The following is a 12126-nucleotide window of genomic DNA, read 5'->3' as shown; positions in this document are numbered from 1 at the left end:
AAAGAAATCGAATTGTTCAAAGGGCTCCCCGCCCCACCTGCGAACCATGTGGGGAGAGAGTGGCATTTTTGCAACTAGGATTGCCGGCCGAATCCTAGCTCCGCCACGGCTTTAGCGTATGAATCTCCCAACGGCCACGGCTGCTTTGGCAGCCGGCGCCCTGGAGCCAGCTTTCGGTATTGCCGTTGACGTAGCTGGCGAGGAAGTCGCGGCACCTGCGGCCATCCTCGGCGGCATAGGATTGCGCGATCGGCGTCACCGAGCCGCGCGCCCCGGTCACCGGATTCTCCCAGTGCTGGCTGGAATCCTTGTCGCCCTTGCTCAGCACGTCGGAGGCGGCGTTGCGGGCGAAGGCAAGATCGGTCTCGGTCGGTGCTGCGTCCTTCGCCGGCCGCGCGATCGAGCCGGTGAGGTCGCTGTCGTCGGCCTTGGCATAGGCGCTGGTGTCGTTGCGCGAAAAGCTGCAGCCGCCGGCGCCGAAGCCGATCAGGACCATCGTCATGACAAGGCCGGACGGCCGGATCGCCGATAGGCCAACGCGTCCCCATGCCCTATATAGGGCGGTAGCGGACAACAACGCGTTTTGGGCCGCGGAACGCAACTCGGACTCCAGACATGACCGACACGACCTCGATGAAACACCAGACACCCTTAACATCCGGTGATTTCACCGCCGCCGACGAGCCTTTTGCGCTGTTCGAGACCTGGCTGAACGAGGCGATCAAGAGCGAGCCGAACGATCCGAATGCCATGGCGCTCGCAACCGTCGACCCGGACGGCTTGCCTGACGTGCGCATGGTGCTGATGAAGGGCTTCGATACCGAGGGTTTTGTCTTCTACAGCCACATCGCGAGCCAGAAGGGCCGTGAACTCGCCGCAAATCCTAAGGCAGCGTTACTTTTTCACTGGAAGTCGCTGCGCCGTCAGGTCCGCATCCGCGGCAACGTGACGCCGGTGACTGACGCCGAGGCCGACGCCTATTTCGCCACCCGCCCCAAGCAGGCGCAGATCGGCGCCTGGGCGAGCAAGCAGTCCGAGGCGCTGGAGAGCCGCTTCGCCTTCGAACAGGCCATCGCAAAAGTCGCGGCCAAATACATCATCGGCGAGGTGCCACGGCCGCCGGGCTGGAGCGGCTGGCGCATCACACCGGTCCGCATCGAGTTCTGGCACGATCGCCCATTCCGTCTGCACGACCGCATCGAATTTCGTCGTGACGCCGCCGGCCAGAAGTGGTCCAAGACGCGGATGTACCCTTAGGCCCCGACCTGAAAGACCTTCATGCCGCATTCGTCAAACGCACCGCGACGCACGCTGCTCCTGACCGGAGCGAGCCGCGGTATCGGCCATGCCACCGTGATCCGCTTCTCCTCGGCGGGCTGGCGCGTCATCACCTGCTCGCGGCATCCCTTCCCGGAGGACTGCCCCTGGGATGCGGGCCCTGAGGACCACATCCAGGTCGACCTCGCCGACCCCAAGGACACGACCCGCGCGATTTCCGAAATCCGCAACCGCCTCGAGGGCGGCATGCTTCATGCGCTGGTCAACAACGCCGCGATCTCGCCGAAGGGCCCGGGCGGCTCCCGGCTCGGTTCGGTCGACACCGACCTCGATACCTGGACGCATGTCTTCCACGTCAACTTCTTCGCGCCGATCATGATGGCGCGCGGACTGATCGAGGAGCTGAAGGCGGCCAGAGGCTCGGTCGTGAACGTCACCTCGATCGCGGGCTCGCGCGTGCATCCCTTCGCAGGCGCAGCCTACGCCACCTCCAAGGCAGCGCTTGCATCCCTGACGCGCGAGATGGCCTCGGACTTCGGCCGCGTCGGCGTCCGCGTCAACGCGATCGCACCGGGCGAGATCGACACCTCGATCCTGTCGCCCGGCACCGAGAAGATCGTGGAGCAGCAGATCCCGATGCACCGGCTCGGCACGCCCGACGAGGTCGCCAAGATCGTCTACGTGCTGTGCACGGACACCTCGTCTTACGTCAATGGCGCCGAGATCCACATCAACGGCGGCCAGCACGTCTAGACCATCCTTTAGCAGTCGTCATTGCGAGCGCAGCGAAGCAATCCAGGCCGCCTCCACGCAGACGGTCTGGATTGGTTCGTCGCTTCGCTTCTCGCAATGACGGAATTGGATACAGTGCCTAGGGAAGCAGGCGATCCAGACAAAGCCGCCGCAAGACCTGGATCGCCCTTACCTTCCGTTGCTCAATCGAGTCGAATCCGACGTGACCTCTCGCGCGGCCTTGGCGTGGCCGTGCTGAATGCAGTCGAGCAGTCGTCGTCGTTCTCACCATCGAGCAGCGGAGCACCACAGTGCCGGCACATGCGTGCCGACATCGACGACGCCTTGCCGTTCGCCAGGGCCTGACGATAGTTCGCCAGATCGATGACGTTCCGGGGCGACGTTATGTGTTTTTCAACCATGGCTGTTCCTCGCGGCTACGCACTACTTATCGCAGACAAGTTTCGCGCAAACGTTCAGCTCACCGCTCAAATTTTACCGGAGGAATTGGGGCGGCAGCCACGCATCACCGCGACGCCGCAATCCCGCTCTATTCTGCGACACCAACCACCGTGTCTCGACGAACGGCGTAAGGTCTCGGTAGGTATCAGAGCCACTTCTTGAGCTTGAAGATCCAGTACGGGACGATGGCCGCGATCAGCATCAGCACCAGTGCCATCGGGTAGCCGTGCGCCCATTCGAGTTCCGGCATCGACTTGAAGTTCATGCCGTAGATCGAGGCGATCAGCGTCGGCGGCATCAGGACAACAGCCATGACCGAAAACAGCTTGATGATGTTGTTCTGCTCGAGATTGACGACGCCGAGCATGGCGTCGAGCACGAAGGTAATCTTGCTGGAGAGATAGGAGGCGTGGTCGGTCAGCGAGGAGACGTCGCGCTGCATGGTCTTGAGCTGCTCGCGCATGTCCTTGGACCATTTCACGCCCTCAACCACCGCCGAGAGGAAGGCGACGACGCGGCCGATCGAGACCAGGCTCTCGCGAACCTTGGAGGTCAGATCGCCCTTGCGGCCGATCGAGATCAGGATCTGGGAATATTGCTTGGCGTGGCCATGGCGCTCGCTCTCGGGCTCGAAGATGTCGTGCGAGACCTGGTCGATCTCGGCGCCGCAGCGCTCCAGAATGTCGGCGCAGCGGTCGATCACGGCGTCCAACAGTTCCATCAGCACCATCTCGCCGGTGATCGCCGGCGTGCACGAGCGGCCAAGCTTGGCCTCGACCAGGGCGAACGGCTTCGGCAGGTCGTAGCGCACCGTCACCAGGCGGTGGTCGCCGAGGATGAAGGTCACCGCCGTGGTCCGGGGCATGTCGGTATCGGAGTGGCACATCAGCGTCGCGGTCATGTAGCGCGCGCCGTTCTCGATATAGAGGCGGCTGGAGATCTCGATCTCCTGCATGTCTTCCCGGGTCGGGATGGCGATGCCCGCAAGCCGCTCCACCGCCTTGTCCTCGGCCGCACTCGGACTGAAGAGGTCGATCCAGACCGCATTCTCCGGCAGCGCCGTGAGATCCTCGATGACGGCCTTCTTGAGGGAGGACTCGGAGGGAACAAACACCGAAAACATGAACAACTCCAGAGAACCTGCGACAGAATGACAGCCTTTAGCGCGATTCTGACAAGTTCATCATGACAAGCACATTAACGGAGCGTTTGCATTTGTGGCGACGCCGTGACCCAACCGTGACACAGAATCGACAATCCGGCACGCTTTGCCCCAAAACCCGCGTAAACCTGAAAAACTTGCGGCAAAAAAGCCACAGCTGAGGTCTCGCAGCGCGGGAAAAGGCCTTGAGTGCTGGAATTGTGGCAGATTTCAACGATAATGGGATTAACGGAGTCGAGGAAGTTGGGCGCTAAGCTCAGGCTTTCCCGCGCGGTATTGTTTTGATTGGAACCAAATCATGTCGTCGCTGAAAGTTAAGTTGGGGATTTTGGCCGCTGGCCTGATGCTGTCGGGCTGCATGCAGGCCACGCATTTCGAAGCGACCGACACCAAGGCCTTCAAGCCGAAGGACAAGGAACTGCTCGCCAAGGTCCGGTACGAAAACACCCCGGTCGCAGAGCCGTTCCGCCGCGCCATCGTCGAATATCACCGCAAAGAATCGCCCGGCTCGATCGTGGTCGATTCCGACAACCACTACCTCTATTACGTGCTGGATGGCGGCAAGGCGATCCGTTACGGCATCACCGTCGGCGAAGAAGCCATGGCCTGGTCGGGCATCGCCAAGGTCGGCAGCATGACCGAGTGGCCGGCCTGGCATCCGACCCCGGGCGAGATTTCGCGCCTGGGCGTGCCGACCTATGTTGCGCCCGGTCCGGACAATCCGATGGGCTCCCGCGCGATGTATCTCTACTCGGGCGGCAAGGACACGCTGTTCCGCATCCACGGCACCAATCAGCCGGAATATATCGGCGCCTCGATCTCGTCGGGCTGCATCCGTCTGACCAACGAGGACGCGATCGACCTCTATGGCCGCGTCAAGGTCGGCACCATCGTGGTGGTGCTCGAGCCGAAGCACGGCGACTCGCCCTACAATTCGCGCCTGGCGCTCGGCGCCGGCGGAACTGGCCAGGCGGGCAGCTACTGATCGCCTCTCCCGATCTCCGACATTCAAAAGCGCCGGTTTTACCGGCGCTTTTTTGTTGCCGGCTTGGACGGCTGGACCTTGTCGGCCGCCGGCTTGTCCGCAGGCGCGGGGGATTTCTCCGCCGCCTCGTCACCAGCCCCATCCTTTGCCTCAGGCTTGGACGCGACCTCGCGCGGCGGCGCCTCCTCGGGCCGTTCCGCCGGCAGCAGCGGCGCGATCTGCGGCAGGGGATCCCAGACGTTCCACTGGCAGATCCGATAGTCGTTGCGCCGCTGCGCCAGGTCGAGATGGATATGGTCCTCGTGGTACCAGTCCGAGCCAGGGCCGAGCACGGTGGAAAAGCGCGCGCACACCGAATGCAGCACACGCTCGCGCACGTCACGCGACATGGTGCGATCGGTGAGGCCAATCGACTGCCCGTTGGCGAGCTTGACGGCGCGGACGTCGAGGGCGTTGGCCTTGCCGTGCTCGGACAGCAACGCTCCAACGATGCGATTGCGGCCGCGGCACTCGAAGCTATCGAAATTGTCGAGATCGCTGATGGTCGAGCCGAGACTGGTAGCGAGCGGCACCATGTCCTTGCGCACCCAGTCGGCTATCGCAGACGCCATGGTGCAGCGAAGGATCGCCGCCGGCTTGACCGCCACCTTGCGCTTGTCCGGCAGCACGATGGCCTCCAGCCGCACCAGATCCTCGCCACCGCAGCCGCCGGGGCCGCGGATATCGGGGATGGAGGGTGCAATTGCGATCTCCTCGGTCAGCGCGAGCCGGCAGGCCGAGACCTGCTTCTCGGGCAGCGGCGGCGCCTCGGCCGGCTTGTCGGGGGAAGGCTTGTCCGGGGAAGGCTTGCCGTCGGCCTCCGGTGCGGCCCCGTCCGGTGCTTTGGGGGCCTCCGCGGGGCGAGGTTTCGGTAGCGGGATCTTGGCGGAATGAACCTTCGCGCGCGGCCGTGGTGTACCAAAGCCAAAGATATCGAGCGGCGCAGCATATTTTCGCGCCTCCGCCCGATCCGCGAGCCCAAGCGTCAGCCCCAGCGCGACGGTAACCATTGCCGCGCCGGCGGACATATAGCCGCGACAAGACCATTTGCGGCGAAAGTCCGGCAGGCTAAAACTCATGACAATTCTTTGGCCCAACGCTGAGAGCGATAACGCGTCCAGCGACTTCTCGGAGGAACGTCGGAATGCTTGGTTTGATGCAAGACTGGCCCCTGCTCTGCCACCGGATCATCGAACACGCCGCCAGGATTCATGGCAAGCAGGAGGTCGTCACGCGATCGATCGAGGGACCGATCCATCGCACCACCTACGCCGAGATCCACAAGCGGGCGCTCAAGGTCTCGCAGATGCTGGAGCGCGACGGCATCAAGCTCGGCGACCGCGTCGCAACGATCGCCTGGAACACCTGGCGCCATCTCGAAGCGTGGTACGGCATCATGGGGATCGGCGCCATCTGCCATACCGTCAATCCCCGCCTTTTCCCCGAGCAGATCGCCTGGATCATCAACCATGCGCAGGACCGCATCGTGATGACCGACATCACCTTCGTTCCGATCCTGGAGAAGATCGCCGACAAGCTGCCCAGCGTGGAGCGCTACGTCGTGCTGACCGACAAGGCGCATATGCCCGAGACCACGCTGAAGAATGCGGTGGCCTACGAGGACTGGATTGCGCAGGCCGACGGCAAATTCAAATGGAAGGACTTTGACGAGAACACGGCGGCGGCGATGTGCTACACGTCAGGCACAACGGGCGATCCGAAGGGTGTGCTGTATTCGCATCGCTCCAACGTGCTGCACGCGCTGATGGCGAACAACGTCGATGCGCTCGGCACCAGCGCCTCCGAGACGATGCTGCCGGTGGTGCCGCTGTTCCACGCCAACAGCTGGGGTATCGCCTTCTCCGCGCCCTCGCAGGGCACCAAGCTGGTGATGCCCGGCGCCAAGCTCGACGGCGCTTCGGTCTATGAATTGCTCTCGACCGAGAAGGTGACGCACACCGCCGGCGTGCCCACGGTGTGGCTGATGCTGCTCCAGCACATGACCGCCAACAATCTGAAGCTGCCGCACCTGAAGATGGTGATCTGCGGCGGCTCGGCGATGCCGCGCTCGATGATCAAGGCCTTCCTCGACATGGGCTCGAACGTCCGCCACGCCTGGGGCATGACCGAGATGAGCCCGATCGGCAGCGTCGCGGCGCTGAAGCCGCCGTTCCAGAACGCGACCGGCGATGCGCGACTCGATGTGCTCCAGATGCAGGGCTACGCGCCCTTCGCAGTCGAGATGAAGATCACCGACGACGCCGGCAAGGAGCTGCCCTGGGACGGCAAGACTTTCGGCCGCCTCAAGGTCTCCGGCCCCGCCGTCGCCAAGGCCTATTATCGGCTCGATGCCAACATCCTCGACGAGGACGGCTTCTTCGACACCGGCGACGTCTCGACCATCGACGAGGACGGCTACATGCGGATCACCGACCGCTCCAAGGACGTGATCAAGTCCGGCGGCGAGTGGATCTCCTCAATCGACCTCGAAAACCTCGCGGTCGGCCATCCGGCCGTGGCGGAGGCCGCCGTGATCGGCGTCTTCCACCCCAAATGGGACGAGCGGCCGCTACTGATCGTGCAGCTCAAGCAGGGCCAGCAGGCCAGCCGTGAGGACATCCTGAAGTACATGGACGGCAAGATCGCCAAATGGTGGATGCCCGACGACGTCGCCTTCGTCGAGGGCATCCCGCACACCGCCACGGGCAAGATCCTGAAGACCGCGCTGCGCGACCAGTTCAAGGATTACCGCTTCCCGAACGCGGCGGCGTAGGACTTACACGTCATTCCGGGGCGATGCCAACGGCATCGACCCCGGAATCTCGAGATTCCGGGGTCGCCCTTCGGGCGCCCCGGAATGACGGGCAGTAGCAACCCGGTCTCCCTTGAATTTGCCGCCGGGGCGTGGTCTCAACGCCTCCTATCGTCGCGCCAGATCGGCGCGGCACCGCCTCCAAAACCCCGGCAGAGCTCACCCGATGGCCCGCAGGTTTTCCGCTCCCTACCAATCGGAGCCCGTGTCCAGCCTCGCCAGCTGGGCGCGCAATCTGGCCGTGTTCGCGGTGGTGGCGGTGGCGGTGTCGATCCTCGTCGTCCGGTTCGGCTTTCTGGAGCCGAAGCCGGCGCTCGCCACCTTCTTCGGCGGCCTCGCCATCGCCGCGCTCTCGATCCTGTTCGGCCTCGCCGGCTTCGCCGCGATCTGGCAGAACGGCTCGCGCGGCATGGCGCGCATCCTGCTCGCCTTCCTGATCGACGGCATGATCCTCGCCTACCCGGCCTATCTCGGCCTGCAATACCGCAAGCTGCCGGCGATCCACGACGTCACGACCGACCCGATCGACCCGCCCCGCTTCGACGCGCTGGCGCGCCTGCGCACCGGTGAAGGCGCCAATACCGCGGTTTATGCCGGCCTCTATTCGGCCGAGCAGCAGCGCCATTTCTATCCCGATATCGAGCCGATCGAACTCGAGATCCCGGTCGACCGCGCCTATGCGATCGCACTCCAGATCGTCAACAAGCGCAAATGGCTCGTCATCGACGAGCGAGCGCCGCAGCCGCCGCGCCGCATCGGACGCATCGAGGCGGTGGCGCGCACGCCGATCATGGGTTTGCGCGAGGACATTTCCATCAGGGTCGTGCCCGACGGCGACGATTCCCGCGTCGATATCCGCTCCGCCTCGCGCTATTTCGAGAGCGACCTCGGCAGCAACGCCGCCCGCGTCACAAAATTCATCGACGATCTCAACACCGCCGCCGATGCGGACGCGCTGAAGCCGGTGAAGAAGACCCCGGTGACGCCGCCGAAGGCACCGGCGAAGACGGTGAAGAAGTGACGGTGAGCTAGGCTCCCGCCATCCGGTATGTCCCGCCAATCACGGGATCGCCATCCGTCGCCACCACGCCGCGGGCGACCAGATCTTCCAGATGCGCCAGCACGGAATAGCCCGCGGCCGTCGTCAGCCTGGGATCGATGCCGATATAGATCGCGCGCACCATGGTCGGGATGTCGGCCTCGCCCTTGGCGAGACGATGCAGGATAGAGGCTTCGCGCGCCTTGCGGTGGCGGATCAGGAAACGCACGAAACGCGGACCATCCGGTATCTCGGGGCCATGGCCTGAGAAATAGAGATCCTCCTCGCGGGCGGCCAAGCAATCGAGCGATTCCATGTAGTCGATCATCGACCCGTCGGGCGGCGCAACGATCGAGGTCGACCATCCCATCACGTGGTCACCGACGAAGTTGAATTTTCGCTCGGGCCAGGCGAAGGCGAGATGGTTGGCGGTATGACCCGGCGTCGCCACCGCCTCGAGGCGCCAGCCCGCGCCCTCGACGACGTCGCCATGGGCGATCCTGATATCGGGCGCGAAATCGCGATCGACGCCGGATTCCGGATTGTGCTTCTCGCTCTCGAAGCGCGGGCGCGAGGCGCGGTGCGGGCCCTCGGCATAAACAGGCGCGCCGGTCGCCTGCTTGATCCGCGCGGTGTTCGGCGAATGGTCGCGGTGGGTGTGGGTGACGAAGATGTGGCTCACCGTCTCGCCGCGCACGGCATCGAGCAGCGCAGCCGCATGCGCCGCATCATCAGGACCGGGATCGATGATCGCGACGTTGCCCGTGCCGACGATGTAGCTGACTGTACCGCTGAAGGTGAACGGGCTCGGATTGTTGCAGAGCACGCGCCGCACGCCGGGGCGGACTTCCTCGACGATTCCGGCTTTGAGTGGAAAGTTGCGGTTGAACGGGACGTCGTCGTTGTCGGACATGGGACTTCCTGTGCACTGCTGCCCCACCCCTCGCCGTCATACCCCGCGAAAGCGGGGTATCCAGTACGCCGTAGCGTTCGTGGCGAAGGCGAGGTCTCCGGGATACTGGATCGTCCGCTCTAGTGCGCAATTGCGCACAGGGCGGACGATGACAGCCGAGCAAAACAACGGCCACGGAATACGTGGCGACTAGAAAAACGCCTGAATGCCCGTGATGGCGCGGCCCAGGATCAGGGCGTGGACGTCGTGGGTGCCCTCGTAGGTGTTGACCGTCTCGAGGTTATGGACGTGGCGCATCACGTGATACTCGATCGAGATCCCGTTGCCGCCGTGCATGTCGCGCGCGACGCGGGCGATGTCGAGCGCCTTGCCGCAATTGTTGCGCTTCATGATCGAGATCATCTCGGGGGCGAACTTGCCCTCGTCCATCAGGCGGCCGACGCGAAGCGAGCCCTGGAGGCCGAGCGCGATCTCGGTCTCCATGTCGGCGAGCTTCTTCTGGACGAGCTGGGTCGCGGCCAGCGGCTTGCCGAACTGCTTGCGGTCGAGCGTGTACTGGCGGGCGCGGTGCATGCAGTCCTCGGCCGCGCCCAGCGCGCCCCAGGAAATGCCGTAGCGGGCGCGGTTGAGGCAGCCGAACGGGCCCTTGAGGCCGGAGACGTTGGGCAGCAGCGCGTCTTCCGGAACCACGACACCGTCCATCACGACTTCGCCGGTGATGGAGGCGCGCAAGCTGAGCTTGCCGCCGATCTTCGGCGCGGAGAGGCCCTTCATGCCCTTCTCCAGCACGAAGCCCCGGATCTGGTTGTCATGCGCGGCCGACTTGGCCCAGACCACGAACACGTCGGCGATCGGCGCGTTCGAGATCCACATCTTGCTGCCGGTCAGGCGGTAGCCGTCCGAGACCTTCTCGGCGCGGGTCTTCATCCCGGCCGGATCGGAGCCGGCATCGGGCTCGGTCAGGCCGAAGCAGCCGACCCACTCGCCGCTGGCGAGCTTCGGCAGGTATTTCTTGCGCTGGTTCTCGTCGCCATAGGCGTAGATCGGGTACATCACCAGCGAGGACTGCACCGAGTTCATCGAACGATAGCCGGAATCGACCCGCTCGATCTCTCGCGCGACCAGGCCGTAGGCGACGTAGCTCGCATTGGCGCAGCCATATTCCTCGGGCAGCGTGATGCCGATCAGGCCGAGTTCGCCCATCTCGTTGAAGATCTCGCGATCCGTCGTCTCTTCGAGATAGGCCTTGGTGATGCGCGGCAGCAGCTTGTCCTGGGCGTAGGCGCGCGCGGTGTCGCGCACCATGCGCTCGTCTTCGGTAAGCTGCTCGTCGAGCAGGAACGGATCGTCCCACTGGAAAGAAGCCGCAGCCGGCTTGTCCTTGGTCTGAGGGCGCACGCTCATGAAACGTCCTTTCGCGTCTGGTTCCGTCAACAATTGCCCGACAAAGTAAAGCGCCGCGGCAACAAGTTCAATTGCATCCTGGTTTCGGTCATTCCGGGCTCGCGCAACGGCGCGCGCCCGGAAACGACGTCGTCAGATTTCGAGCAGCTCGTTGGCGACGATCTCGATGCCGAAGCCCGACAGGCCCTTGTAGTCGTGCACCGAGGAGGTGAGATGCCGGATCGAGGTGACGCCGAGATCGCGCAGGATCTGCGCGCCGACGCCGATCTCGCGCCACTGGCGGTTGCGGTCGGCCTCCGTCGACGTCTCGTCGGGCAGCGGAGCCACCGGCACGCCGGCAGCGCCGTCGCGCAAGTAGACCAGCACGCCACGGCCGGACCTCTCGAAATGCTCGAGCACGGCCGCCATGCGCTTGTGCCCGGTGAAGATGTCCTTGACGATGTTCGGCTTGTGGAAGCGCGTCAGCACGTTCTTGCCGTCGCCGACGCCGTTGTAGACGAAGGCGACGTGGGCGATGGAATCGAACGGCGAACGATAGGCATAGCCCTGCAAGGGGCCGATCGGGCTGTCGGTGACGAAGGTCGAGACCCGCTCGATCAGCTTCTCGCGCACCTGGCGGTAGGCGATCATGTCCGCGATGGTGACGTGCTTGAGCTTGTGCTGGGCGGCGAAGCGGGCGACCTGCTCGCCCTTCATCACGCTGCCGTCGTCGTTCATCAGCTCACTGATGACGCCGACCGGCGGCAGGCCGGAGAGCTTGCAGAGGTCGACGGCGGCCTCGGTATGGCCGGAGCGCAGCAGCACGCCGCCGTCCTTGGCGATCAGCGGGAAGATGTGGCCGGGCCGGGCGAAATCGTTGGCGCCGACATTGGGATTGGACAGCGCGCGGCAGCACGAGGCGCGCTCCTCGGCGGAGATGCCGGTGCCGCCGTCGGGCTTGTAGTCGATCGAGACCGTGAACGCGGTGGTATGCGCGGAATCGTTGTGGGCGACCATGGGATCGAGCCGCAGGCGGCGCGCGTCCTCCGTGGTCACGGGCGCGCAGACGATGCCGGAGGTGTGGCGGATGATGAACGCCATCTTCTCGGCGGTGCAGAGCGAGGCCGCGACGATCAGATCGCCCTCGCCCTCGCGGTCCTCATCGTCGGTGACGACGACGAGCTCGCCCCTGGCAAAGGCCTGCAAGACTTCCTGGACGGTATCGGGCATTTCCCAATCTCTATCGGTTATGGGCCGGAGGCTTAGCCGGACGCCTTAGCCGGACTTGGCCCCAAGCGCTAGTGTCCTGGACGCAACCGCA

The 12126-nt window shown here is 64.3% G+C and carries 12 protein-coding genes; 5 read left to right on the top strand and 7 right to left on the bottom strand.

Annotation, left to right across the window (positions count from 1 at the left end; all coding sequences use genetic code 11):
* Nucleotides 1-94: 94 nt before the first annotated feature.
* Nucleotides 95-502 carry an RT0821/Lpp0805 family surface protein gene (locus WN73_RS42105; RefSeq protein WP_028175353.1) on the bottom strand — a complete coding sequence of 136 codons (408 nt, stop codon included), beginning with the start codon at nucleotides 500-502 and terminating at the stop codon, nucleotides 95-97.
* 113 nt (nucleotides 503-615) lie between these two features.
* Here WN73_RS42105 and pdxH point away from each other — a divergent pair, with 113 nt between their 5' ends.
* Nucleotides 616-1257 (top strand): pyridoxamine 5'-phosphate oxidase, encoded by a 642-nt coding sequence (pdxH, locus tag WN73_RS42100; protein ID WP_011085410.1) that lies wholly within the window; start codon nucleotides 616-618, stop codon nucleotides 1255-1257.
* Nucleotides 1258-1278: 21 nt separating this feature from the next.
* Nucleotides 1279-2031 carry an SDR family NAD(P)-dependent oxidoreductase gene (locus tag WN73_RS42095; RefSeq protein WP_011085409.1) on the top strand — a complete coding sequence of 251 codons (753 nt, stop codon included), beginning with the start codon at nucleotides 1279-1281 and terminating at the stop codon, nucleotides 2029-2031.
* A 182-nt stretch (nucleotides 2032-2213) separates the two neighbouring features.
* Here WN73_RS42095 and WN73_RS42090 read toward each other — a convergent pair whose 3' ends face one another.
* Complete coding sequence (locus tag WN73_RS42090) at nucleotides 2214-2432, bottom strand: hypothetical protein (protein WP_074077209.1); 219 nt, start codon at nucleotides 2430-2432, stop codon at nucleotides 2214-2216.
* 185 nt (nucleotides 2433-2617) lie between these two features.
* Nucleotides 2618-3595 carry a magnesium transporter CorA family protein gene (locus WN73_RS42085; RefSeq protein WP_011085408.1) on the bottom strand — a complete coding sequence of 326 codons (978 nt, stop codon included), beginning with the start codon at nucleotides 3593-3595 and terminating at the stop codon, nucleotides 2618-2620.
* A gap of 337 nt (nucleotides 3596-3932) precedes the next feature.
* Here WN73_RS42085 and WN73_RS42080 point away from each other — a divergent pair, with 337 nt between their 5' ends.
* A complete protein-coding gene (locus WN73_RS42080) occupies nucleotides 3933-4619 on the top strand; it encodes a L,D-transpeptidase (protein ID WP_011085407.1) in 687 nt (228 codons plus the stop codon).
* A gap of 38 nt (nucleotides 4620-4657) precedes the next feature.
* Here the strand turns inward: WN73_RS42080 and WN73_RS42075 are convergent, their stop codons facing one another.
* A complete protein-coding gene (locus WN73_RS42075) occupies nucleotides 4658-5737 on the bottom strand; it encodes an extensin family protein (protein WP_011085406.1) in 1080 nt (359 codons plus the stop codon).
* Nucleotides 5738-5802: 65 nt separating this feature from the next.
* On the opposite strand from WN73_RS42075, the gene WN73_RS42070 reads away from it, so the two are divergent.
* Nucleotides 5803-7431: a fatty-acid--CoA ligase gene (locus WN73_RS42070; protein WP_011085405.1), complete on the top strand. Its 1629-nt coding sequence runs from the start codon at nucleotides 5803-5805 to the stop codon at nucleotides 7429-7431.
* Between the two features lie 205 nt (nucleotides 7432-7636).
* Nucleotides 7637-8491: a DUF1499 domain-containing protein gene (locus WN73_RS42065; RefSeq protein ID WP_011085404.1), complete on the top strand. Its 855-nt coding sequence runs from the start codon at nucleotides 7637-7639 to the stop codon at nucleotides 8489-8491.
* Between the two features lie 7 nt (nucleotides 8492-8498).
* Here the strand turns inward: WN73_RS42065 and WN73_RS42060 are convergent, their stop codons facing one another.
* The 3 genes from WN73_RS42060 to ribB all read right to left on the bottom strand — a co-directional run bounded on the left by WN73_RS42060 (nucleotide 8499) and on the right by ribB (nucleotide 12035).
* A complete protein-coding gene (locus tag WN73_RS42060; protein WP_028175354.1) occupies nucleotides 8499-9422 on the bottom strand; it encodes an MBL fold metallo-hydrolase in 924 nt (307 codons plus the stop codon).
* Between the two features lie 189 nt (nucleotides 9423-9611).
* The gene (locus tag WN73_RS42055; protein ID WP_011085402.1) at nucleotides 9612-10826 is read right to left on the bottom strand and encodes an acyl-CoA dehydrogenase; all 1215 of its coding nucleotides are present in this window, start codon (nucleotides 10824-10826) and stop codon (nucleotides 9612-9614) included.
* 132 nt (nucleotides 10827-10958) lie between these two features.
* Nucleotides 10959-12035, bottom strand: coding sequence for a 3,4-dihydroxy-2-butanone-4-phosphate synthase (ribB, locus tag WN73_RS42050; protein ID WP_011085401.1), 1077 nt, complete (start codon nucleotides 12033-12035; stop codon nucleotides 10959-10961).
* Between the last annotated feature and the right edge of the window lie 91 nt (nucleotides 12036-12126).

The organism is Bradyrhizobium sp. CCBAU 45394 (assembly GCF_028128655.1).
Classification (GTDB): domain Bacteria; phylum Pseudomonadota; class Alphaproteobacteria; order Rhizobiales; family Xanthobacteraceae; genus Bradyrhizobium; species Bradyrhizobium diazoefficiens.
The sequence above is the reverse complement of the archived record's forward strand: the minus strand, read 5'-3'. Positions and strand labels throughout refer to the sequence as shown.

What these genes read in the sequence shown, in the direction of transcription:
- WN73_RS42105 (WP_028175353.1), bottom strand. Translation starts at nt 502, where the DNA reads ATGACGATGGTCCTGATCGGCTTCGGCGCCGGCGGCTGCAGCTTTTCG.
- pdxH (WP_011085410.1), top strand. Translation starts at nt 616, where the DNA reads ATGACCGACACGACCTCGATGAAACACCAGACACCCTTAACATCCGGT.
- WN73_RS42095 (WP_011085409.1), top strand. Translation starts at nt 1,279, where the DNA reads ATGCCGCATTCGTCAAACGCACCGCGACGCACGCTGCTCCTGACCGGA.
- WN73_RS42090 (WP_074077209.1), bottom strand. Translation starts at nt 2,432, where the DNA reads ATGGTTGAAAAACACATAACGTCGCCCCGGAACGTCATCGATCTGGCG.
- WN73_RS42085 (WP_011085408.1), bottom strand. Translation starts at nt 3,595, where the DNA reads ATGTTTTCGGTGTTTGTTCCCTCCGAGTCCTCCCTCAAGAAGGCCGTC.
- WN73_RS42080 (WP_011085407.1), top strand. Translation starts at nt 3,933, where the DNA reads ATGTCGTCGCTGAAAGTTAAGTTGGGGATTTTGGCCGCTGGCCTGATG.
- WN73_RS42075 (WP_011085406.1), bottom strand. Translation starts at nt 5,737, where the DNA reads ATGAGTTTTAGCCTGCCGGACTTTCGCCGCAAATGGTCTTGTCGCGGC.
- WN73_RS42070 (WP_011085405.1), top strand. Translation starts at nt 5,803, where the DNA reads ATGCTTGGTTTGATGCAAGACTGGCCCCTGCTCTGCCACCGGATCATC.
- WN73_RS42065 (WP_011085404.1), top strand. Translation starts at nt 7,637, where the DNA reads ATGGCCCGCAGGTTTTCCGCTCCCTACCAATCGGAGCCCGTGTCCAGC.
- WN73_RS42060 (WP_028175354.1), bottom strand. Translation starts at nt 9,422, where the DNA reads ATGTCCGACAACGACGACGTCCCGTTCAACCGCAACTTTCCACTCAAA.
- WN73_RS42055 (WP_011085402.1), bottom strand. Translation starts at nt 10,826, where the DNA reads ATGAGCGTGCGCCCTCAGACCAAGGACAAGCCGGCTGCGGCTTCTTTC.
- ribB (WP_011085401.1), bottom strand. Translation starts at nt 12,035, where the DNA reads ATGCCCGATACCGTCCAGGAAGTCTTGCAGGCCTTTGCCAGGGGCGAG.